Consider the following 22,832-nt stretch of genomic DNA (forward strand, 5'->3'; position numbering starts at 1 on the left):
AAGATAATACCTTTTTTATTCTTCGGCATTTTTTTCAAATTACTCATTTATTGCATTTAAAATTAGGGTTTTATATGTCACAGGCGAATGCCAGCGCTATGCTTAACTCAGTTAAAGTAGATAATAAAGCAAATGAGTCAGGCCAACTTAAAGAGTTTCGTACACCTCCGCATAACTTGGCAATTGAACAAGCTGTTCTTGCCGCGCTGATGACGGTCGCAGAATCTTTTGAGCAAGTCGGTGATGTATTAAGTGAAAACGATTTCTACGCCACACGTCATAAATATATTTTCCGTGCCATTGAAAAATTAGCCCAGGAAAACTCGCCTTATGATGCCGTATTGGTCAATGACTGGCTGATCAAACAGAACCTGCTTGAAGCTGTGGGTGGCGAAGAATACTTAATGCAATTAATGGCAGATTCTCCTTCCAGCTTTTATAACCTGGAAACTTATGCCAATAAAATTAAAGAATTTTCAACATTACGCAGCATGATTAAAGTCAGCTCTGAAATTTTACAGAATGCTTACGACACCAAAGGTCGTAGCGTGAGTGAAATTCTGGATCTAGCTGAAACCAACATCTTCTCGATTGCTGAACAGCATAACAACAATGCCAAAGCCCAAGGCCCAAAACCAATTAATGCAGTAGTCGCCGATGTTTTTGACAAGTTGAACGAACTTTCCCAAATGGAAGGGAACATTACCGGTTTAACATCAGGTTTCGTGGAACTGGATAATAAAACTTCAGGTATGCAGGCTGGTGATTTGATTATTGTGGCTGCACGTCCATCTATGGGTAAAACCACTTTCGCCATGAACCTGGTGGAAAGTGTGCTGTTTAACTGTGACTTGCCTGCCCTGGTTTTCTCTATGGAGATGCCCGCAGATTCGATTGCCATGCGTCTGATTTCTGCTTACGGTAAAGTCCATCAGGGTCATCTGCGTGCCGGTAAACTGGATGGCGATGAATGGTCTAAAGTCACCGGTACCATTTTACAGCTACAGGAAAAACATCTGTACATCGATGATTCTTCTGCCCTGCCTCCGACGGAATTACGTGCCCGTGCCCGTCGTATTGCCAAACAGCATGGCGGAAAAATTGGCTGCATCATGGTCGATTACCTTCAGCTCATGAAAGTACCTGGTATGGGTGACAACCGTGTCGGCGAGATTTCAGAAATTTCCCGCAGCTTAAAAGCCTTGGCTAAAGAGATGAACTGTCCTGTCATTGCACTTTCTCAGCTGAACCGCTCACTGGAAAACCGTCCAAATAAACGTCCGGTGATGTCCGACTTACGTGAATCTGGTGCGATCGAGCAGGATGCCGACTTGATCATGTTCATTTACCGTGACGAAGTGTATAACAAGGAATCCAAAGAAGCCGGTACTGCCGAGATTATTATCGGCAAGCAGCGTAACGGACCGATCGGTACGGTTCGTCTAGCTTTTGAAGGTCAATACACGCGCTTTAGCAATCTCTCACCTGAGTTCTACGCTCAATATGATGATGAAGAATAAGATAAAAAAACGAGGTGCTGACCTCGTTTTTTTAAATTTATTTTTCTTGTACCATTGCTTTAATTCATCACTGCTACGTATTACATAAATTTTTTCTGTTTAATATTTGGTGAAAAATACACTTTAACTTAGTGTTTATTTTCAGTCATAGGATTACAATATCCCTCTCCATTTTGCTTAAGTTCCTCATTTTCAAGACTGAGGAATAGCATATCTATAATATTCTTATGTAGAGCTTATAAGCGATTTGATATAACAAATTGCTGTAATTTTTTATTGTAATCCCAAGGAGTGACGAGGGTGCGCCAAGCAACAGTTTATATTGATAGAGAAGCCCTTCAATATAATTTAAACCGTGTCAAACAACTTGCACCGACTGCTCAAATTGTCAGTATGGTCAAAGCCAATGCTTATGGACATGGAGTCAAAGACTGTTTAGCAGCCTTGGGTGAAACGGATGCTTTTGGTGTCGCCTGCCTGGAAGAGGCTTTAGAAATTCGTGAACTTGGCTATAAGCAACCGATTACCCTCATTGAAGGCATTTTTTCTGAAGATGAAATGCAGGTGGTGATAGAGAACAATATTGAATGTGTGGTCCATCATCAGCAACAGTTAGACTGGTTACGCGCCCATAAAGCAGCTTATATTGGTAAAAAATTAAAAGTTTGGGTCAAGCTGAATAGCGGTATGAACCGTCTTGGTTTTAAAGTACCCGAAATTATTGAAGTAATTAATTCACTTAAAGCTGAGGGTTTTACTTGTGTATTGGCCATGCACTTTGCCAATGCCGATGCCAACCATCCTTTAAATGAACAACAAAAAAATCAGTTCCTGCAAGTGAAACAAGCTTGTGCGCCCGTGATGGGCTCTTGCTGTAATTCCGCTGCTATTTATAAATGGCCTGAACTGCATTTTGATTTTGTCCGTCCAGGAATCATGCTTTATGGTGCATCACCATTTGCAGATCAATCCGTCCATGATTTAGGACTTAAACCGGTCATGACTTTTACGGCTGAAATTATTGCCCTAAACCACATTCAAGCAGGTGAACATGTCGGTTATGGCTCCACCTTTACCGCTGACAAAGACATGGACCTCGCTATCGTTTCAATTGGTTATGGAGATGGCTACCCTCGTGCCTTCCCTAAACAGAACTATGTATCTATTAACGGTCAAGCGACCCGTGTGATTGGCCGCGTTGCCATGGACATGATTGCCATTGATGTGACCGGTATGGATGCTCCGCTTGGAACTGAAGTTGAACTCTGGGGTAAAAATCGTCTGGTTGATGATGTTGCCGCAGCCAATGGCACCATTGGTTATGAGCTACTCTGTCGTTTAAGTGCACGTCCTATAAGAAAATAATATTTTAAATCCCAATAAAAAAACCCAAGCTTGTACTTGGGTTTTTTTACAATTTCATAACTGCTTATTACTCTAGATAGTCATCAGTCGGGATTGGCAATTCCTGTAAGCCACGGCGCAAAGTATCTGACCACTGTTTACTGAGTTTCCAGAAATAGGGATCTTCTTCATAAATTCGTTTGCCATTCGGAATATGCAAAGAATCTTTTCTATACACGACCGTATCAAGTGGCATCCCTACAGAAACATTGGAACGCAAGGTAGAATCAAAAGAGATTAAACAACAGCGTACGGCTTCATCTAAAGGCATTTCATAAATTAAAGCCCGGTCGAGTATGGGCTTGCCATATTTACTTTCACCAATCTGAAAATACGGAGTATCTTCTGTGGCACAAATAAAATTGCCTTGCGGGTAAATATTATACAGTTGCATTTCTGACCCTTGAATCTGCCCGCCCAGCAAAATGCTGCAGTAATAATTACTTTGTTCATGCGTGTGAGCATCTTCAACCACATCGGCAATCACTTTTTTCAAGGTATGGCCCACCAGTTCCGCCATCTCAAACATGGTGTTGACACTATATAAGTTCGGTTCCTGTTTAAGTTCCAGATGGTTGTTTAAGTGACCAATCACTGCTTGAGTTGTGGCTAAATTCCCTGATGTTTGGATGGTTAAAAACCGTTCTCCTTCCACACCAAAGATATAGAGCTTGCGAAATACCGAGATGTGATCAACTCCGGCATTGGTACGGGTATCACTTACAAAAACCAAGCCGTCTTTTAACCGTAGCGCACAACAATAAGTCATTAGAAACTCCTTATGACTTTAAAATTTTCAGCAAGCGAGCACTTGAACAATAGAGCTCATGGATTCAATACCTCCACGCTCTCGTATCCCTCGCACTGGCGCAACATCCCAGTAATCCCGGCCTATGGCGACATATATATGTGCATTAGGCGTAAATAACTGGTTGCTGGTATCAAAACAATACCACGTATTTTCAAAAAAAACCTCTGCCCAAGCATGACTGGCAAGATGAGAGGTATAGGGTACAAATAAATAACCTGATACATAACGTGCCGGCAAGCCTAAATATTTACACATGGCAATAAAGACATGGCTGTGATCCTGACATACCCCCTGTCGGCATTGAAAAGCCTCGATTGCAGAGGTATGGACCGAAGTTTGCTCAGGTGTATAGGGAATATAATTCAAGATGGCTTCAGACAGCACCATCAGGTTAGCCCGATTAATGCGAGGAACATAGCAATCTGCAAAACTTTTCATGTCGGCATTGCACAGCGTACTTGTGGTAGGCTGCAAAAATAATTGTGGATTGATGTCAGTAGCAACTCCAGATTGCGTATCAGGGTTAATCTCGACAATGCCCTGTGCCATGATGGTCATTTGGCTGTAGGGCTGTCGCTGCGAACTGGTAATCCAGATATTTTTAAAAGCATCACTTTTAATTTCTTTTAACCCCGGCACACTCACATCCCAACAATGTACCTGCTGGTGAGCATTGCTGCCTGGCGTCATTTTAATATACTGAATACTGTTGCAGACCTGATCACTATATTGATAATGCGTTTGGTGATTAATCATCAACTTCATACATCCACCTCAAACAGCTGTTGAATATGATCACTAAAGTGATAGAAATTCATACTATCCGGGTTTAATTTAAGCTGCTGCCAGGCAGCATCTAGCTTATCCCAGCCAATCTGAGTCAGCAGATCAACAATTTTATCAATATTATCTAAAGTTGTGTTTTGGTCCTGTTTTAGACGAATTTGTCTGTCCAATTGCTCAATATTCTGCCCCAAACTAAAAAACAGAAACACATCTGCCGATTCAGCCTCTATCACATCATGGCAATCTGCTGCCACGTCACATATATAGCTCGCATTCGCATGAGCATTTTTAATTAGCTGATTCAGCTCTGCATAGGTCTTGGCTGAAAGTATGCCACGCAAGTCCTGTATGTTGTCTTTGGCATATTGAAATTGTTGATGAAAAGACGACGGCTGTTCAGCATCCAGCAATAATGCATTGAGTGAACTCGCATCAAAAGCCGGCAAGCAAAAAGCATGGGCATATTGCAATGCCTCCTGATCTTCCACAAACGGAAACTGGCTACAGGTATATTGAATCCGGGTTAAATAACGACCTAACCAAAAAATGTGCTGAGCATTACTATTTAATAAAATCATGATTTCCTTCCCATGGTTAAAGGTCTATGAATGCAGATTATCGACAACCCAGGTGTCTTTAATGCCACCACCTTGTGAAGAATTCACCACCAGCGACCCTGCCTGCATGGCTACCCGTGTCAAGCCACCCGGTACAATCTCGGTTCGATATGGTGAGCTAAGGACGAATGGTCGCAAATCTATATGACGCTCTGCCACGCCAAAATCGGTTAAAGTCGGGCAAACTGATAAATCCAGTGTCGGCTGAGCAATATACAAATGCGGTGCCGCACTAATTTTGTCTCTAAAAGATTCAATCTGGCTGTTTGAGGCATGTGGGCCAATCAACATGCCATAACCACCTGAACCCTGTGCTTCTTTCACCACCAGTTGTTCCAGATTGGCTAAGACGTATTCCAGATCTTCACTTTCCCGACACAGATAAGTCGGTACATTTTTTAAGATGGCCTGCTCGCCCAGATAAAAATGGATCATTTTATCCACGTATGGATAGATCGATTTATCATCAGCCACTCCGGTACCCGGCGCGTTGGCAATCACCACATTGTGATTTAAATATGCTGACATTAAGCCAGGCACACCCAAGGTGCTATCCGGCAAAAAACATAAAGGATCGAGATATGCATCATCGACTCGCCGATAAATTACATCAACACGCTGTCTGCCACGAATCGTTTTGACATAAACCTTATCGTTCTCTACAAAAAGGTCACGTGATGTCACTAAAGGCACATCCATTTCCCTTGCCAGGAAGGAATGTTCATAATATGCGCTGTTATAACGACCCGGAGTCAAGACCACAATAAAAGGCTTATCTACATAGGCATTTTCAACAAGGATCTCTTTGAGTAACTGAGGATATTGTTCAATACCCAAAATGTTATTTTGCTGGAACAGCTGTGGCATTATTTTTTGGCTAATTTTCCGGCTTTCCAGCATATAAGACACACCGGATGGCGTTCTTAAATTATCTTCCAGTACATAAAATTCACCATGACGGTCACGGATAATATCGATCCCACTGATTTGACTGTAAATTTTTCCTTTCAGGTCATGTGCATACATATGTGGCTGATAAGCTTCATGAGCCAACACCTGCAACTCAGGCACAATATTGGCTTTTAAAATGTCCTGTTGATGATAAATATCGTGTAAAAATAAATTCAGCGCGCGTACCCTTTGCGCACAACCTAGGGACACCTTGTTCCATTGTTTTTTCTCAATGACACGCGGAATCAGATCATAGGGAATGGTTCGTTCAATTCCTTCAGATTCGCCATAGACGGTAAAAGTAATACCGTCATATAAAAAATGCTCCTTGGCGGTTTGGTTAAGCGACTTTAACTCTTCCAAGGTATGCTGTGATAACCAATGTTCTATCTTTTGGCAGGTTTCTCCGGACATGTTTCGATCATCAACCAGCTCATTAAAGAAATGTGATTTGAACTGTTGAAATAATGCATTTACCTTATTTTGTGGCTTTACTTGATTTACCGTAGTCACGCTACTATTAGTCTCGATATCACTGTGAGCAAAATTTTCTAATAAAGAAATTGAATTTGTATCTTGATTCTCTTTAAGCATACAAACCTCGTCATTGTTTTCTATTGTGATTAGACTCTAGCAACAAACATGCCAATCATTCTTTAAGTTATTGAGCTATGATGATTTTATGCATTCAACGGCATTTTTTGCATAAATCTGGAGCAAAATATGCAGAGTTACAGACACCCATGCTTGCGAAAATAATTCAGTTTTTTTATTGTGTTCATCATTTAATGGATATATAAACACTCTACTGGTTCTTTAATTTTAGTTATGTCTTCACAAGAAAAAGAAACGTCAAATAGCCTGTATCGTCAGTGGCAAATTTTATCTCGTCTTTCTACCGGGAAATGGATGGGCACCCGTGAATTACAGGAAATTTTACAGCGTGAAGGCATTGATATCAGCCTGCGTACCATTCAACGTGATTTAAATCAAATCTCGCTACGTTTTCCGATTGAAAGCAGTAAAACCGTGCCTCAAGGCTGGCGCTGGCGTTCAGATGCGCCTATTCAAAGTTTGCCGCATATGACCAGCTCGCAAGCAGTCACCTTTATGATGGTCGAAGAACATTTAAAACACCTGTTGCCGCCTAGCCTGATTGAAGAGATGAATCCATGGTTTGATCTGGCACGTCGCAGCTTGTCGACCCAAAACAATGTACGCCAATGGATTAACCGTGTGCGTATTGTCCCGGCGACTCAACCGCTGATTCCCCCTGTCGTCGACAAACTGGCACAACAGTCCATTTATGAAGGCTTGCTGCAAGACAAACAGCTGGAATGTGTTTACCAGGGACGCAGCCATTCTGGCGAAGAAAAAACCTATATTTTAAATCCCTTAGCGTTGGTACAAAAAGGTGCGATTATTTATTTGATTTGTACCCGCCATGATAAAACCGATATTCAGACCTTTGCCCTGCATCGTTTTAAATCGGCTGTAGTGCTAAATTCGCGCGCGATGCATCCGGTTAACTTTGATATTGATGCCTATATTGAATCCGGTGCCTTAGGCTTTAGGGTCGACTATAACAAACCGACCCAAAATGTGACATTAAAACTGACCATGACAGAAGAAGATGCACATTACTTTGATGAAAGCCAGCTCAGCACGGACCAGGTGATTGAAAAATTAGAGAATGGTTTGGCCCAAGTCACTGCAACCGTGCCTTTCACTTCACAACTGGCATGGTGGTTAAGGAGTTTTGGCAACAAGATTCAGCACATCGAGCCGATTGAAGTTTCCAATGCAGTTCGTCAAATCGGGGATGAATAAAAGCACTGAAATAAACAATAAAAAAAGTCCCAATCTTTGGGACTATAGAATATTTCTGCTTGGATCTATTTTTAGTATTGTCTGGTAGGCTTATAGAACATCAAGCTTTATTTTCTCACCCCGACACAAAGCTTGATGGTGACGGATTTTACACATGGAGAAAAACATATTGTGCTCTACTAGCACGCCAGTTCTCCACTATTATAGCGAATGGATTTCATCGTCATATAAATTACCTCTGTGGCTTAGATAAAACCAATGTAATTCAAACTCTCCGCTTTGTGAAAGCATAAGATCAGCAGTGTTAATCTGATTATTGATTAAGCATTTATTCTGAATTTCTATTTCCATGTGTTTATATACTCTTATGTAGTGTTCAGTCCAACTTTCATTCAATTCAAGAATGCCTATACTCAACCTTAACAGCTGAGATTTACTCTTAGCTCCTTTTAGTGGTTTTACAAATCAGAACTTGTACAGTGTACATAAAATAGGCAAATTCATATTATGAACCATTTGATGGAAACATGAAAATGCCAGTTCCAGCCCAAGCCGTCAGACATAGACTTTTAAATACTTTTTTCTCACGATACTCGGTCTGGTTTAGCTGTATTTTTATTACCTTAACAATTAGCTGGTTTAGAATTATCTATGAACCTCAATCTATTCATTATTTTCTTTCCGATCCCTTTCTGAATTCTTTATGGCTGATTTCAGGAATCCTGACCCTTGTTGGTGTATATGATATCTTGCAAAATCAGCATTCAATCCTGAAAAATTATCCCATCATTGGACATTTTCGCTTTATTTTTGAAGAGTTTCGTCCTGAAATCCGGCAATATTTTATTGAAGACGATCAGGATGCCCTGCCTTTTTCACGGATGCAACGCAGTCTGGTTTATCAACGTGCCAAGAATAAAAATGCCGATAAACCGTTTGGCTCCCTGATTGATGTCTATCAGCAAGATTACCGTTTTATTACCCATTCCATTACACCATGCAAACCTGCCGATCCTGAAAGCTTCCGTATTCAAATCGGCAATCATCAATGTCGACAGCCCTATAGCGCCTCCATTATGAATATCTCCGCCCTGAGTTTTGGCAGCCTGAGCGCCAATGCGATTCGGGCGTTGAATCTGGGGGCGAAAATGGGCAATTTTTACCATGATACGGGTGAAGGCAGTATCAGCCCTTATCATCTGGAAAATGGTGGGGATATCGTGTGGGAACTGGGTAGTGCCTACTTTGGCTGCCGTACTCTGGAGGGTCAGTTCGATCCGGAAAAATTTACCAAGCAAGCACGATTACCGCAAATCAAGATGATAGAAATCAAGCTGTCTCAAGGGGCAAAACCGGGTCATGGAGGAATTTTACCCAAAAGCAAAATTTCAGAAGAAATTGCCCAGATACGCGGAGTGAGCCGGGAACATGATTGCGTATCCCCAGCACAACATTCTACATTTAGCACTCCGATTGAAATGATGCATTTTATACAGCAACTGCGTGAACTGTCTAGCGGTAAACCGGTGGGCTTTAAACTCTGTATTGGCCAGCCTTGGCAATTCATGAGTATTGTCAAAGCCATGCTTGAAACTCAAATTGTGCCAGACTTTATTGTGGTAGATGGCTCTGAAGGTGGTAGTGGTGCCGCCCCGATTGAACTGATTGACCACGTGGGTACGCCTTTACGTGAAGGTTTACTGTTTGTCCATAACACCTTGGTCGGTGCAGGTTTAAGAAATCGAATCAAGATAGGAGCAAGCGGCAAAATTATCAGTGCATTTGACATTGCTAGTACCATGGCAATTGGGGCAGACTGGGTCAATTCAGCACGTGGCTTTATGTTTGCCGTAGGCTGTATTCAGGCACAAAGTTGTCATACCAACCAATGCCCGGTTGGTGTTACCACCCAAGACCAGGAACGGCAAAAAGCCCTGCATGTTCCCAGCAAGGCAGTTCGTGTTTTGAATTTTCAAAAAAATACCCTGCGTGCCTTATCCGAAATGATTGCAGTCGCAGGCTTAAAACATCCAGCGGATATCAAGCCACATCATTTAGCCCAGCGCATTAATGACCGGGAAATCAAGAATTATGCCCAGTTGCACTTCTGGTTAAAAGAAGGTGAATTACTCAACTGCAAAGCAGGAGATCATGAAAACTTCTATTATCGCATCTGGAACTTAGCCCATGCAGAAAGATTTTAATCGGGACACAAATTCAAAGTGAATTGCATTTCAAAGAATCAACAAAGAGGCTACATGGGCCAGTGCTGTCCCATAATTTGAATTTTATTTTCAGCACCAAATCAATATGATGACATTCTATATTTAAATATTTGATATTTATATTTAATTTTTTCTCAGCCTTGTCTTTTCTTTAAAAGTTCAAGTCACTTTGTGTAGGCTGAACCCTACTTTTGACAGACCAAAAGTAGGCAAAAGTCTTTATTCCCCATACACGACATCCTGTCGTGATGGGGAACGTGTGGCATCCTTGCCACACTCACGAATCAAACACCTGGAATTTAACTGTGGGACAGCAGGTGCCACATGAGCCTCTTTCAGGTAGTCATGTAAAGCAAATCAATAATAACCAGATGAGCTTTGGGCATGTAAAAAAGCAGGAATCAAACCGGTTAAGGCCGCACGAATATCAGCACGTTCATTGATCAACTGGTGTGACCCTTCTTCCAGCATCAATAAGGTCTGTAAACGGAACTTGCGACGAATAAACTCAATATTATAGCGCCAGTCGACCGTCTGGTCCTGTGCCCCCTGTGCCAACCAGACGGGAATGCGGCAAGCAGGACGCTCTTCCATTTCCTGCATCCATTTTGACATGGCCAGAATCCAGTCCATTCCCATCATACGGGGCTGTAACGGATCTTTTAAACGGACAAAACGTAAAAACTCAGGATTATGATTATTACGCCTAAAATGCCGTGGTACCTGACGCTTAATCCGTCGGATAATACCCAGACCAACAGAATTATGCCACCACGCCGACTTGGCTGGTCGAAGCAGCGGTGAAAGCAATAATACACGGTCTACATAGGGATTTTCACGACGCTGGGCAAATTCCAGCAAATGATGCATCCAGATGGCACCACCGGTACTCTGACCGATTCCTAACCAGGGTTTCGGTAATTGCTCGGCATTTTTAATGTAGTGATAAACAGCATGTAATACCTGCTGGTAATGATCAAAATTTTTGATATTTGCCGGCGAACCGTCACTCAGGCCATGACCGGGCAAATCATAGGTAATGACACTAAAACCCTGTTCCAGCAATTCACGAATAATCGGCTGGTAAATCCCACTATGTTCCAGGTAGCCGTGCAGTAAAAATACCGTGCCACGTATTTTCGGTAAGGCAATTTTTCCCAGATTCGGTTGAAATACCTGTACATGCAATTTAAACAAAGGCATTTGCACATAGCCTTGCCAGTGCTCACAGTCCAGCAAATGCAAACCATATAACTTGCGATAGGCCTGAATTTCGAGTGAAGGTTGATAAGGCTGGTTCAGATTCAATGCTTCAAGTAATTGAGGTGTGGTTTCACGACTTGGAACGGGTAAATCCAGCTGTTTTAAAATAGCAGGATTTAAAAATGGAATATCAGGCATTAAGGTACCTCTCGGCAATCACTGGAACCAAACCAGATATCACGAATAGTGGCTAACATTTCATAATTGGCACGGCGGCTATGGTCATAATTCTGTTCACTTGGACGCCAGTGGGTCAATTGAGTGGGCATAGGTGCTTCCACAGGTACAGTTTCAATACCATTCAAGGCAAATAAACGACGGGTACGCGGCATATGATAACGGTCGGTAATCAGAATCACCCGTGGAGCTCCACCTTTTTTTTGCAATAGCAATGAGCTAAAACGCGAATTTTCACAGGTATTCATGCTGCGGTCTTCCAGCAGTTTCGCATCGACATTATATGCTTTTAACCAGCGCTGCATATACGGTGCTTCAACACCACTCAGCACAATCGGTAAATGGTACTGTCGTTCTATTTCTAAGGTTTTTTCTAAACGCAGACGGGTATATTTGTTTACCACAATATCCTTGCTATTTTTATCCAGTGTCAACCCACCACCCAGGACCACAATTGCATAAGGTTTAGAGCTTTGTGACTGTGATTGTTCATTTTGCTCCTGAATCAGGGCAATATCCTGATAGATTGTTTCGTCAACCGCTTCTCCAGCCACCTTTTCCGGTTCTATTTCATGCGTGCGCAGAAAATCCAGATATTTTTCCATTAAGGCTTTATTTTCGCTGCTGTTTAAATCCAGCAAATCTTTGACCGTTTGGGTGGGATCTTCTGCTTCAGATGCAGCTTCAACCGGCTTTGCCAGCAGCGGAACTTGCGGTTTGTCCTGTTGTTGTTCTTCTTTGATCTGGGCATCTTCAATGGTTTGTTGCAAGGCTTTATAACGCGCTTGAATCAATACCAGATCCTGTGAATTATGGCTTTGTATCGCCTCTTCCATCAATTTTAGATAGGCTTGACGGGCAATCCAGACTTTAGAACCCGGCTCCAGATTTTCATGTTCACTTAAAGCTGCCATTTGCTGGCTTTTTGCCGCGACCTGATTCACCTCTACAGGCACAAAACTGTTTAATGCACTCACCACCCAACCAGAATAAAAGGGTGAATAAAGCAAAACCATGAAACAACCGAACAGTACAAATAGCACTGAAGCTATTTGTACCAGTCGTACCATCCAATGCGATTTCGCCATCATTTTTTATTCCAGATGTGAACGAATTAAGCCTGTTTCATCAAACAAGACCGGTTCCGGTTCTAACAAAATATCAAATTTTTGCTGCACATCGTGTTGTACAGCATGGTACGTGGTCTGAACATCCGCCAGATTGGCCTGATCATAATTGACTAGCACCAAAGCCTGCTTATGGAACATACCCACCACACCCAGTTTTTTACCCTTCCAGCCTGATTGATCAATCAGCCAGCCTGCTGCAATTTTAACCCCACCTTTTGCTTGAGGATAATGGGGCAAATTCGGAAATGTCTGTGCCAAATGGTCAAAAAGCTGTTCTGAAATAATTGGATTTTTGAAAAAACTTCCCACATTCGGATATTCTTTTGGATTTGGCAATTTACTTTGACGAATCTGAATGACTTGTTTTTGCAGGTTTTCAGCCGTCTGTTCTTCACCTACTGCCTGCTTGAGATCACCATAATTCAACATTAAATGGGCTTGCTTAAGCAACTTAAAAGTCACATGAGTAATCACAAAACGGTTCGGGTCATCTTTAAAAATACTGTGCCGATAGGAAAAATCACAATCTTGAGCCAGAATGGTGCTGAATTGTTCCAGCTGACGGTCATAAACTTGAACCGACTCGATGAACTCACCCGCTTCTACTCCATAGGCACCAATATTCTGTACCGGAGATGCACCGACCAAACCTGGAATAAGTGCCAGATTCTGCAGGCCATATAAATGATTTTCTGTAGTCCAGAGTACGAAATCATGCCAGACCTGACCTGCACCCACGCGAATGGTTTTGCTGTAATCATCTTCAATCACATATTCAATGCCCTGAATGTCCATATGAATCACCAGCGCATGGATTTTTTCCGGCAAGAGCATGTTGCTGCCACCAGACAGAATCAAAACATTTAACTGCTGTTGCTTAGCATAATTTAAAGCATCCACCAATTCAGCTGTGGACTGAACTTTGCAGTAATGCGATGTGGTTGCATCAAGACTTAAGGTATTAAAAGGCTTAAGTTGAATTTGAGTTTGAATATTCATGTGCTTAAACCTTTATTTCACATCGATCTGTTGTTTGAACTGCTGTTTAAAAATGCTGACCCAAGCCAAGCTGCTCGATTCACACTGATCGAGTACACGCTCAAACCCATTTGCTCCGCCATAATAAGGATCTGGCAACGCCTGTTTGGGATAAGTTTGATCGTATTCACTCATCAATGCAATTTTTGCCCGAATCTGGTGGGCCGCATAGGCGGTTTGAGCCTGTTTTAAAAGCATTTGAATATTGAATAAATTTTCATGATCCATCGCCAGAATAAGATCAAATTCAAGAAAATCTTGCGCTTTTAACTGGCGCGCCCGTAACGATGATAAATCATAGCCCCGTTTTAAGGCATGTTTCTGGCTACGCTCATCTGGTGCTTTTCCGGGATGGTAATTACTGGTTCCTGCAGAGTTGATCATAATATTCAGTTGCTGTTTATCACAAAAATGTCTAAGAACAACTTCTGCCGTAGGAGAGCGACAAATATTTCCTAAACATACACATAACACCTTATAGGGCGTTTTGGATGACATAACAACCTCAATTACTGCTTTATTTTCAGGTGTCTTATGTTAAGTTATTTACAGGATGAATCCTATAGAACACTAAAACAATAATCTTGAATTTGATATCAAAAAGGAAGCAATAGATGAGCCATTTTCAATTTCAAACCGTCTCGAATATTATTTCAGGACTGGGCTCGATCTATGAGTTAAAGCCATTATTACAACAACAGACGTATAAAAAACTGCTGCTGGTCACCGATTCAGGTATCATTCAGCAGCAACTGCATATGCCGATTATTGAAATTTTAGAAACCATTCGACTGCCCTATGCAATTTATTCAAACGTTCAGGCCGATCCTCCTGAACATATTGTATTGGACGCCGTAAACTTCGCCAAAAATGAAAAAGCAGACATCATCTTGGGTTTTGGTGGTGGCAGTTCACTGGATGTTGCCAAAGTGATTGCGGTTCTGGCTCATCCGCAGCAACAACAAAATTTGCAGGATTTATATGGCGTAAATAATGCCAAACAACCGAGATTGCCGCTGTTTTTAGTTCCTACAACGGCAGGTACAGGTTCCGAAGTCACTCCCATCTCGATTGTCACTACAGGTGAAACCACCAAAACCGGCATCGTTGCTCCAGTTTTATTTGCCGATGTCGCCATTTTAGATGCGACTTTTACCCAAAACTTACCTGCACATATTACCGCGGCAACCGGTATTGATGCGATGGTGCATGCGATTGAAGCCTATACCTCAAAAATCAAAAAGAATCCCTATGCTGACATGTTAGCCAAACAGGCGTTAAGATTACTCAATAAAAATCTAAGTTTGGTCCTGGCAGATGGGCAGAATTTAGAAGCACGGCAAAATATGCTGGTTGGCTCCATGCTCGCCGGACAGGCCTTTGCCAATGCTCCAGTGGCAGCAGTTCATGCGCTGGCTTATCCCTTAGGTGGACATTTTCATATTTCACATGGGCATAGCAATGCTCTGGTGTTGACCGAAGTGTTAAAGTTCAACGCCCCGAATGCCAAACAGTACTATGCCGAGCTGATGTGCTGGCTTGACCCGAAAAGCAACGGCAGTACAGACGGTCTATGTGATTTATTTATTGACCACATGCAGAATCATCTGGACAAAAGCGGCCTGATTTTAAGGTTGAAAGATTTGAATGTGCCTGAAAATATGCTGGAACAACTGGCCAATGATGCGATGCTACAAACCCGGCTGTTGCAAAATAACCCGCGTGATCTCAACCAACATGACGCACGGGAAATTTATCAAGCTATTTATGCTTAAATCAAACTTATGCTGCTGATAAAAATAAAGATTTAAGTAATATCTAAATTGCTTTTACAGTTATTACAGGTCATCCAGTTTTATTGAGATGAGCTATTTTTAACTTGTATTTTCATAGGCTTTCCAGAAAAAAATGAAATCATTAAAGTGACTATAGCAATGAAACAGATCCCTAAACATCGTGCCGATTTTTCATATTTTTTACCGATTCAAACCCGCTGGTCGGATAATGATATTTATGGACACGTCAACAATGTGACTTATTACAGTTATTTTGATACCGCTGCCAATTCCCTGCTGATTGAAAAGGCAGACTTTGATATTCGCTATTCGCCCGTGATTGGATTAGTCGTGGATTCGGCATGCAGTTTTTTTCAGGAATTGTCTTATCCTGAAATCATTGATGTCGGTGTGACAATTTCCAAACTGGGCAATTCATCCCTGCAATATGATTTAGCCATTTTCAAACAGGACCATGATGTGGCCTCAGCGCAAAGCCAATTTCGTGCATGTATTTGTCGACCGCCAGACACGAAAAAGCACCCCGATTCCAATTAAAATGCGGGATACTCTCTATCAGTACAGTGTGAATGAATAAGCTTATTTGAGCTGGATATTCTGTATTTCACCCTCAAAGTTTTGCAGAAGCTCTTTGACCGCAGGTTCTGCATGCAGTAACTCTGCCGCACGTGCATAGGCTTTTTCTTTACGCTCACTTTGCATGCTATACGGCGTTGTGGTTTCTACATCTGCATAATGAACCTGAAAATGAGTACTCGACCATTCAGTTTTTAAGGCATGCTCCAAGGCATGCTGCAACTGAGTCAACAAAGCTTCATATTGCTTTGGAATGTGGAAAGTCGATTCACCATTGATTTGACCCGTCATCACGCCATGCTGAGCCAATTCTTGGACTGCCGGTGAAAGATCACTGTTACGGAACCAATACTCCCACTTATCCACCATCCACTCGCCTTCAAGAACTTGAGGCTTTAGTCTTAAAATATCTTGTGGCATCAGTTTTGATGAAATATCGGTCAGATTGCCTTGTACCTCTTGATGTGCCGGAACAGCCGGTTCAGCTGCCAAATCAAATAATAAATCTTGTGCGGTTTCTTCTACAGGTTGCTGAGCTTGCGCCTGAACTTCCGCTGGAGCTTTGACAGGCGTTAATTCATTGGCTGCTAATGGTACTAGTTCATCAAACAGAAAATCATCGCTGCTGCTTTCATCAGCTGTAGTACTTATTGCTTCAGGCTCATCATCAAAGCCAAATAAAGCATCGTCACTCGATGGATCGAAGATAATTTTTTCCGACTGTACTTGAGCTGGATGCAATGAAGAATCTGATGGAGTAGATCGCACTTCAGCTTCTACAGTTTCTTTCTCCAGGAAATCATCCGAACTTGGTTCATCTACAGAAACAGATTGAGCTGTAACTTCATTAAATGAGTCATCATCATACTGAGCATCATCAAAATCATCATATACAGCTGCTGATTCAACAGGTGTGTCCTGTTCTACCATTATATTTTGAGCTGCTTGCTGCTGAACCTCATGTTGAATCGACTGTTGTACTACAGGCTGAACGCTCGGTGTAACAACTTGTTGTACTTGTGATAGCGGAACTTCATTGGGCTGTAATGGACGGAACGCCAATAAGCGCAATACGCACATTTCAAAGCCCTGCTCTTGCGTCACCGCCAGTTGCAGGTCAGCACGGCCTTTACAGGCCACCTGATAATACAATTGCAAATCTTGTGCTGAAATGCGTTGCGACAACTGCATAATCTTTTGATTGATTTCAGCACTGTATTTCAAGCTCAGCTCAGGCAAATACTGCAGTAATGCCAGTTCATGCAGGGTTGAAATCAATTGATCCAGAACCAGTGACACATCCAGCGCCTGTTGTCTAAATTGCATCAGCAATTCACTGACACGGGCTTTCTGGTTCTGATGAATGGCCAAGATCAAATCATAAATGATGGTACGGTCAATCAGACCCAGCATGTCTTTGACATCTTGATGCTGGATTGCGCCCTGACCATAGGCAATGGCCTGATCGGTTAAAGATAAGGCATCACGTAATGACCCCTGGGCAGATTCAGCAATTTGCCAGATGGCATCCTGTTCGGCTTTTATTTCTTCTTTGTTTAAGATACTGGTGAGATGTTCGGTAATTTCATCGACTGCTAGTGGACGCAAAGTAAATTGCAAGCAACGGGAAATAACAGTAATCGGTAATTTTTGTGGATCAGTGGTAGCAAAAAGGAATTTTACATGTTCAGGTGGTTCTTCTAATGTTTTCAGTAAGGCATTAAAGGAATGCGTCGAAAGCATATGCACTTCATCGATCAAGTAAACCTTGAAACGACCTTGCGTAGGCGCATAGGGAACATTATCTAACAATTCACGTGTATCTTCTACTTTGGTACGTGAAGCCGCATCAATCTCGATTAAATCGATAAAACGGCCTTCATTCACCGCTTTACAGGTTGCACACACTTCACAAGGCGTTGAGGTCACGCCAGTTTCGCAGTTCAGACATTTCGCCAAAATACGGGCAATCGTGGTTTTACCTACTCCGCGAGTCCCGGTAAACAAATACGCATGATGCAACCGACCACGTTCCAAGGCACTCGTCAGTGCGCGCGACACATGGTTTTGCCCCACCAATTCATTAAAATTACGTGGACGGTATTTTCGTGCAAGTACTTGATACATGTATGCTCCTTTTTACAGGTCTAAGCATACTGTTTTTTTATAAAATAGTGAAATAAATGGCGGAGGTATGAACAATAAAAATCTTGTATTCTGCCGAAACAAAGACGAAATTTTTATTTATACATTCAATAAAATTAGCTCAGTTTTCCCAAAAGAAAATCACTTTGCATCTGATAGCTTTTACCGCTTTGATCTTCACGAATTTCAAGAACTTTTTCATCTAAATTTACATAGAGTAAATTACGCGTTGCCACATTGATCAGCTCAATTCTTTGCTTTGATTCATCTATAAAACGCAGCTTACCTTTCAAGGTTTCGACTTCACTATGACCACTTAAACTTTCACGGGTTAAGGTATAGGTTTAATCTTCATACAATGCCAAAGTCACAGCCATACCTGGACAATCTTCGCAACGGGATAAACAGCTCATGCACGGTGTTGTACCCTCATATTCTCCTGCCCATGCTGCCAGTTGCTTTTTCGACTCTATAGATGCATTGCCTTGCGTATTCGATTGCTTGGCATCCTGACATCCCAATAATGCAGTACTTGCCAGCAAAGGAATTAACACGACATTTTTCATGAAATATCAACAGCAGCTAGAATCTCAGGCAAAGTAGCATATTTTCCCGTTATTTTCCTCAACAACATGTTGCACATTAAAACCAACCCTTACGACCTGCCAAGATACGATCCGCGCAGCGTAGTGTTTCCTGGGTCAAGCCCCACAGCCGGTAATCGCCTGTGATGGAAGCCGTGGAAAAATTATGGGTATAGGCAAAACTTAAACCACGCTCCGGGTCACACCATGCACCAGAGCCATTAAAGCCCATATGCCCAAACCCTGATGATGATTTGCCTAAAGTTAAAATCCGGTGATAACCCAATCGCCAATGCATCGGTAGTGGCATAATCCGGTCACGTCGGGTGTACTGAATTTGGCTTAACTGTTTAAAGATTTCAGTGCCTATCAACTGCTGCCTTTGCCACTCCCCGCCATTGGCAAGCATGGCATAAATTCGAGCTAGGCTATTGGCACTAAACACACCTGTTGCCGCAGGAATTATAGCTTGTAAACCTTGATCACTAAAAAAGCTGAAATTTTTCATTCCTTTTGGAATCATCGCATCCTGAAAGTCTTGAGGTTTTTGGCCGGATAACTCCAATAATTTATCGAATGGAGATGCTTTGCGTGCCTGTGCAGGTTTTACTTTAGGTTTGGAATTTTGAAGCTTATCTTTTGAAACTTTTTGTTGAGGAATAATCCTGGCAACTTCAGCAAGTTTTTCCTTAGGTACACCAAAATAGGCAGCATCTAATTGTAATGGTGCAACCAGATATTGTTGCATCAGTTCCGCCAGTGTTTTACCTGTGGCTTTTTCCAAAATGCCACCGACTTGCCAGCCAAAGGTTAAGGGCTGATATGCTGCATCTGTCATCACTGCAAAACGTGGTTTGGCCTGGGCTATAATAGCAAGCATATGCTGCCAATCCGCCATTTCCGAGGCATCAGCAACAAGATTGTGAATATCATATAAACCGCTTTGATGACTCAGCATATGCCTTAAGGTAATTTGATCTTTACCCTGTTGGGCAAATTCAGGCCAGTAAGTTGCTACTGGAATATCATAATCAACAAAACCTTCACTGACTAAAATATGCGCTAAGGTAGATAAAACCCCTTTCCCGGTGGAATAGCAGAGCGACAAGGTATTTGCTTGCCAGCTTTCGGTTTCAGACTTTTTCCCTGTCCAGATATCAACAACTTTTTGACCCTGAAAATAAATCACCAGAGCAGCGCCACCTAACTCTGTCCGTGCATCCTGCATCCGGCTGAACTGTCTGGCAAGGTCGATAAAGCGTTCATCGACGTGACCTTGATAATTTGCCGTATTGGCAAAAAGGTAATCTTTTAGTTGCTGCATCCTTCCATCCCTAGAAATCTGTTTTCCATGAGCTTAAAACAAAAAAGCCTAAATCGACAGTGACTTAGGCTTTGGTCTTAAAGTGCTTTGACACTTCCCGTGACATGCGGTTTTTTGTTTTTACCGTTTCGGATGACAAACTCGGTATATTGTCCTTCCTGAGCAGTCAAGAACTCCACTTTTGAAGGGAGATACATCGGGAGCTTAAACCAGACATCAGCTTCGTAGGCATCTGGCAAAGTTAAGCTGGCCAGTGCTTTCGCTTTGCTCCACATACCATGGGCAATCGCCTGTTTAAAACCGAATGCTTTTGCCGTGATGGCATGGATATGAATCAGGTTAAAGTCACCAGACGTTAAAGCATAACGACGACCAGTATTTTCAGATACATTCCATTCGGCATTGAGTTCATAGGCTGGCGTTTTATTGTCTACCAGTTTAGGAGTAGCTTTAACACTGGTTTTTTGACGGGCTAAATAGGTAGTTACCCCTTCCATCACCACGTCATTGCCGACTTTCGCCGTGGTCATAAAGTCAAACTGCACGCCCTTATCATGAGGTTGTACATCACCAAACTTGCAGGACAATGTTAATGCTTCATTAGTACCCACTTTGCGGTTTTGTTTAATCTGGTTGCGAATATGTACCAGACCTAAAATTGCAAATGGGAAAGTCTCAGTCGTCATCATATGCATTTGCAGGCTTTGCGATAGCACCGCTAAATAAATGGCTGGAATATAACCATTATTCTTGAAGCCGCACACTTCGTTATAAGCTTTAAGATGCTTTTGATCGACCTTGAATGAATCCACCACATATTCAACTTGCGGCAGCACTTGTTCACCTTTAGGCTTTTTAAAAATCAAGCCTTGAATCACTTTCGGATAGGCTAAATAAGGTTTTGGAAGTTGACTAAAATGGCGAGTATTCATACTGAACCTTTGGAAGTTTTTCTAATTTATTTAATGGAGTTCTCTCTCCCTCTGGGAGAGAGCTAGAGAGAGGGTTAATAATATATCCCCTTATCTCCCTCTCCTAAATCCTCTCCCCAAGGGAGAGGACTTTAATGTGTTAAGCCCCTAACAAGCTTTGACCACACACACGAACCACGTTACCATTTAAACCTGTAGACGCTGAAGATGCAAATAATGCAATTGTTTCAGCAACATCAACCGGTAGACCGCCTTGACTCATTGAGTTCATACGGCGACCTGCTTCACGAATCGCAAATGGAATTGCCGCTGTCATTTGCGTTTCAATGAAACCCGGTGCTACGGCATTAATGGTTACGCCATTTTTCAAAATAGGTGCCGTAAATTTCACCACACCAATCACGCCCGCTTTAGAAGCAGCATAGTTGGTTTGCCCTAAATTACCCGCAATACCTGAAATTGACGATACGCAAACAATACGACCGTTGCTGTTCAACCCTGCATTTTCAATAAGGTAATCATTGACACGCTCAATTGCAGACAAGTTAATGTTGATCACCAAATCCCAAAGCTCTGGTTTCATATTGGCCAAAGTTTTGTCACGGGTAATTCCTGCATTATGTACGATGATATCAAGACCGCCCTTCGCCGCTGCTGCAGCCTTAATTTTTTCACCGGCATCCGCAGCCGTGATGTCAATTGCTAAAGTTGAACCGCCAATGGCACCCGCAACACGGTCCAGATCCGCCTGCTGTTGGGGAACGTCCAGGCAAATGACATGTGCGCCATCACGTGAAAGTACATGGGCAATCGCCTCACCAATCCCGCGGCTTGCACCAGTGACTACAGCAGTTTTTCCAGCAAGAGGTTTGGCCCAGTCTACATCGACAACTTCAGCTTTAGAAACCCGAATAACTTGACCAGAAACATAAGCAGAACGCGGAGATAATGCAAAACGCACTGTAGATTCAAGGTTTGCTTCAGCACCTTGATCAACATAAATCAGATTTGCCGCTATACCTTTCTTAAACTCTTTACCGACTGATTTTACAAAACCTTCAAGTGCACGTTGGGCAATGGCCTGTTTTAGCGTTTTTGCAGTCTCAGGGCTAATCCCTACAACGATGACACGGCCTGAAGCCTGGATTTGACGCGCAATCGGGTTAAAGAAGTTATAAAGTTCTTTTAGCTGTTCAGAGTTTTGGATACCAGACGCATCAAAAATGACTGCTTTAAATTTAGACTCTTTATCGCCCGGGTGAAAAGCGCCCAGATTTAAACCTGTTTTTGCAGCTGCTTGCTGTAATTCGGAGTTGTTACCTGCGTAGCTATTGGCATGAATATTGGCCAGAACCTGTGCGATTGCACCAGATAATGTACTTGATGATGCAGCACCAAATAACACCGCCCCTTTCACTACAGGTGTCGCAGACTCAAAACGCTCTAAAAAAGTTGGCGATGGCAAGCCTAAATTTTTGATGACAAATTTACCAATAGGAGATTTTGCAAAGGTTTGGTATTGATCAGTCATGTTTATTATCTCTCATACAAATTAATTTTTGATGGTTTTGAAAATATCTTTTTAACTTCAATATGATGTCAGGCACTTATATTTCAATACATCCATCAGTTTCCATAGAATCATACTTGAGTTAAATTATAGATGTCTTGACCTGAATGCTTTGCCTAATGTCATTTTAGTCAATTCAGCTGTTTTTAGATT

General features: G+C 42.2%; 17 protein-coding genes and 2 pseudogenes. 6 read left to right on the plus strand and 13 right to left on the minus strand.

The features are described 5' to 3' along the window. Positions 1 to 74: 74 nt before the first annotated feature. Together dnaB and alr are read left to right on the plus strand one after the other, a co-directional pair. Entirely contained in the window at positions 75 to 1,520 is a 1,446-nt protein-coding gene (gene dnaB, locus FTT83_RS00490; protein WP_086197265.1) for a replicative DNA helicase, read from the plus strand. 300 nt (positions 1,521 to 1,820) lie between these two features. Further along, entirely contained in the window at positions 1,821 to 2,885 is a 1,065-nt protein-coding gene (alr, locus tag FTT83_RS00495; protein ID WP_180082209.1) for an alanine racemase, read from the plus strand. 67 nt (positions 2,886 to 2,952) lie between these two features. On the opposite strand, the gene FTT83_RS00500 is transcribed toward alr, so the two are convergent. The 4 genes from FTT83_RS00500 to FTT83_RS00515 are packed head-to-tail and all read right to left on the minus strand — an operon-like array spanning position 2,953 to position 6,683. Next, a complete protein-coding gene (locus tag FTT83_RS00500) occupies positions 2,953 to 3,693 on the minus strand; it encodes a proteasome-type protease (RefSeq protein WP_086197263.1) in 741 nt (246 codons plus the stop codon). Positions 3,694 to 3,720: 27 nt separating this feature from the next. After that, complete coding sequence (locus FTT83_RS00505) at positions 3,721 to 4,500, minus strand: transglutaminase family protein (protein WP_180176117.1); 780 nt, start codon at positions 4,498 to 4,500, stop codon at positions 3,721 to 3,723. Further along, positions 4,497 to 5,099, minus strand: coding sequence for an alpha-E domain-containing protein (locus FTT83_RS00510; RefSeq protein WP_180174568.1), 603 nt, complete (start codon positions 5,097 to 5,099; stop codon positions 4,497 to 4,499). Before FTT83_RS00510 ends, FTT83_RS00505 begins: the two co-directional genes overlap by 4 nt. Before the next feature lie 24 nt (positions 5,100 to 5,123). Continuing rightward, positions 5,124 to 6,683, minus strand: coding sequence for a circularly permuted type 2 ATP-grasp protein (locus FTT83_RS00515; RefSeq protein WP_180174567.1), 1,560 nt, complete (start codon positions 6,681 to 6,683; stop codon positions 5,124 to 5,126). Between the two features lie 234 nt (positions 6,684 to 6,917). On the opposite strand from FTT83_RS00515, the gene FTT83_RS00520 reads away from it, so the two are divergent. Both FTT83_RS00520 and FTT83_RS00525 read left to right on the plus strand, forming a co-directional pair. Beyond that, positions 6,918 to 7,919: a YafY family protein gene (locus FTT83_RS00520; protein WP_180042977.1), complete on the plus strand. Its 1,002-nt coding sequence runs from the start codon at positions 6,918 to 6,920 to the stop codon at positions 7,917 to 7,919. A 533-nt stretch (positions 7,920 to 8,452) separates the two neighbouring features. After that, on the plus strand, positions 8,453 to 10,123 hold the full coding sequence (locus FTT83_RS00525; protein WP_180176118.1) for an FMN-binding glutamate synthase family protein: 1,671 nt from the start codon (positions 8,453 to 8,455) through the stop codon (positions 10,121 to 10,123). A gap of 378 nt (positions 10,124 to 10,501) precedes the next feature. Here the strand turns inward: FTT83_RS00525 and FTT83_RS00530 are convergent, their stop codons facing one another. The 4 genes from FTT83_RS00530 to FTT83_RS00545 are packed head-to-tail and all read right to left on the minus strand — an operon-like array spanning position 10,502 to position 14,250. Next, the gene (locus tag FTT83_RS00530; RefSeq protein ID WP_180176119.1) at positions 10,502 to 11,545 is read right to left on the minus strand and encodes an alpha/beta hydrolase; all 1,044 of its coding nucleotides are present in this window, start codon (positions 11,543 to 11,545) and stop codon (positions 10,502 to 10,504) included. After that, the gene (locus tag FTT83_RS00535) at positions 11,545 to 12,672 is read right to left on the minus strand and encodes a YdcF family protein (RefSeq protein ID WP_180176120.1); all 1,128 of its coding nucleotides are present in this window, start codon (positions 12,670 to 12,672) and stop codon (positions 11,545 to 11,547) included. The genes FTT83_RS00530 and FTT83_RS00535 overlap by 1 nt, the downstream gene beginning before the upstream one ends. A gap of 6 nt (positions 12,673 to 12,678) precedes the next feature. Then, entirely contained in the window at positions 12,679 to 13,713 is a 1,035-nt protein-coding gene (murB, locus tag FTT83_RS00540) for a UDP-N-acetylmuramate dehydrogenase (protein WP_180042974.1), read from the minus strand. A gap of 12 nt (positions 13,714 to 13,725) precedes the next feature. Further along, positions 13,726 to 14,250: a low molecular weight protein-tyrosine-phosphatase gene (locus FTT83_RS00545; protein WP_180176121.1), complete on the minus strand. Its 525-nt coding sequence runs from the start codon at positions 14,248 to 14,250 to the stop codon at positions 13,726 to 13,728. A gap of 116 nt (positions 14,251 to 14,366) precedes the next feature. On the opposite strand from FTT83_RS00545, the gene FTT83_RS00550 reads away from it, so the two are divergent. Together FTT83_RS00550 and FTT83_RS00555 are read left to right on the plus strand one after the other, a co-directional pair. Continuing rightward, positions 14,367 to 15,527, plus strand: a complete 1,161-nt coding sequence (locus FTT83_RS00550) for an iron-containing alcohol dehydrogenase (protein ID WP_180176122.1) — start codon at positions 14,367 to 14,369, stop codon at positions 15,525 to 15,527. Between the two features lie 159 nt (positions 15,528 to 15,686). Further along, positions 15,687 to 16,125 (plus strand): annotated as a pseudogene (locus tag FTT83_RS00555) (acyl-CoA thioesterase). Positions 16,126 to 16,127: 2 nt separating this feature from the next. Here the strand turns inward: FTT83_RS00555 and dnaX are convergent. From dnaX to FTT83_RS00580, 5 genes and pseudogenes are all read right to left on the minus strand, one after another. Then, entirely contained in the window at positions 16,128 to 18,251 is a 2,124-nt protein-coding gene (gene dnaX, locus FTT83_RS00560) for a DNA polymerase III subunit gamma/tau (protein WP_180176123.1), read from the minus strand. 134 nt (positions 18,252 to 18,385) lie between these two features. Beyond that, a pseudogene (locus FTT83_RS00565) lies at positions 18,386 to 18,835 on the minus strand (copper resistance protein NlpE N-terminal domain-containing protein). Between the two features lie 76 nt (positions 18,836 to 18,911). Next, complete coding sequence (locus FTT83_RS00570; protein ID WP_180176124.1) at positions 18,912 to 20,177, minus strand: serine hydrolase; 1,266 nt, start codon at positions 20,175 to 20,177, stop codon at positions 18,912 to 18,914. A 77-nt stretch (positions 20,178 to 20,254) separates the two neighbouring features. Beyond that, complete coding sequence (locus FTT83_RS00575) at positions 20,255 to 21,109, minus strand: MaoC/PaaZ C-terminal domain-containing protein (protein WP_180176125.1); 855 nt, start codon at positions 21,107 to 21,109, stop codon at positions 20,255 to 20,257. Between the two features lie 139 nt (positions 21,110 to 21,248). After that, positions 21,249 to 22,640, minus strand: coding sequence for a 3-oxoacyl-ACP reductase (locus FTT83_RS00580; RefSeq protein WP_180080276.1), 1,392 nt, complete (start codon positions 22,638 to 22,640; stop codon positions 21,249 to 21,251). Between the last annotated feature and the right edge of the window lie 192 nt (positions 22,641 to 22,832).

Origin of the sequence: Acinetobacter sp. YH01018, from assembly GCF_013420295.1 — a bacterium.
GTDB lineage: Bacteria > Pseudomonadota > Gammaproteobacteria > Pseudomonadales > Moraxellaceae > Acinetobacter.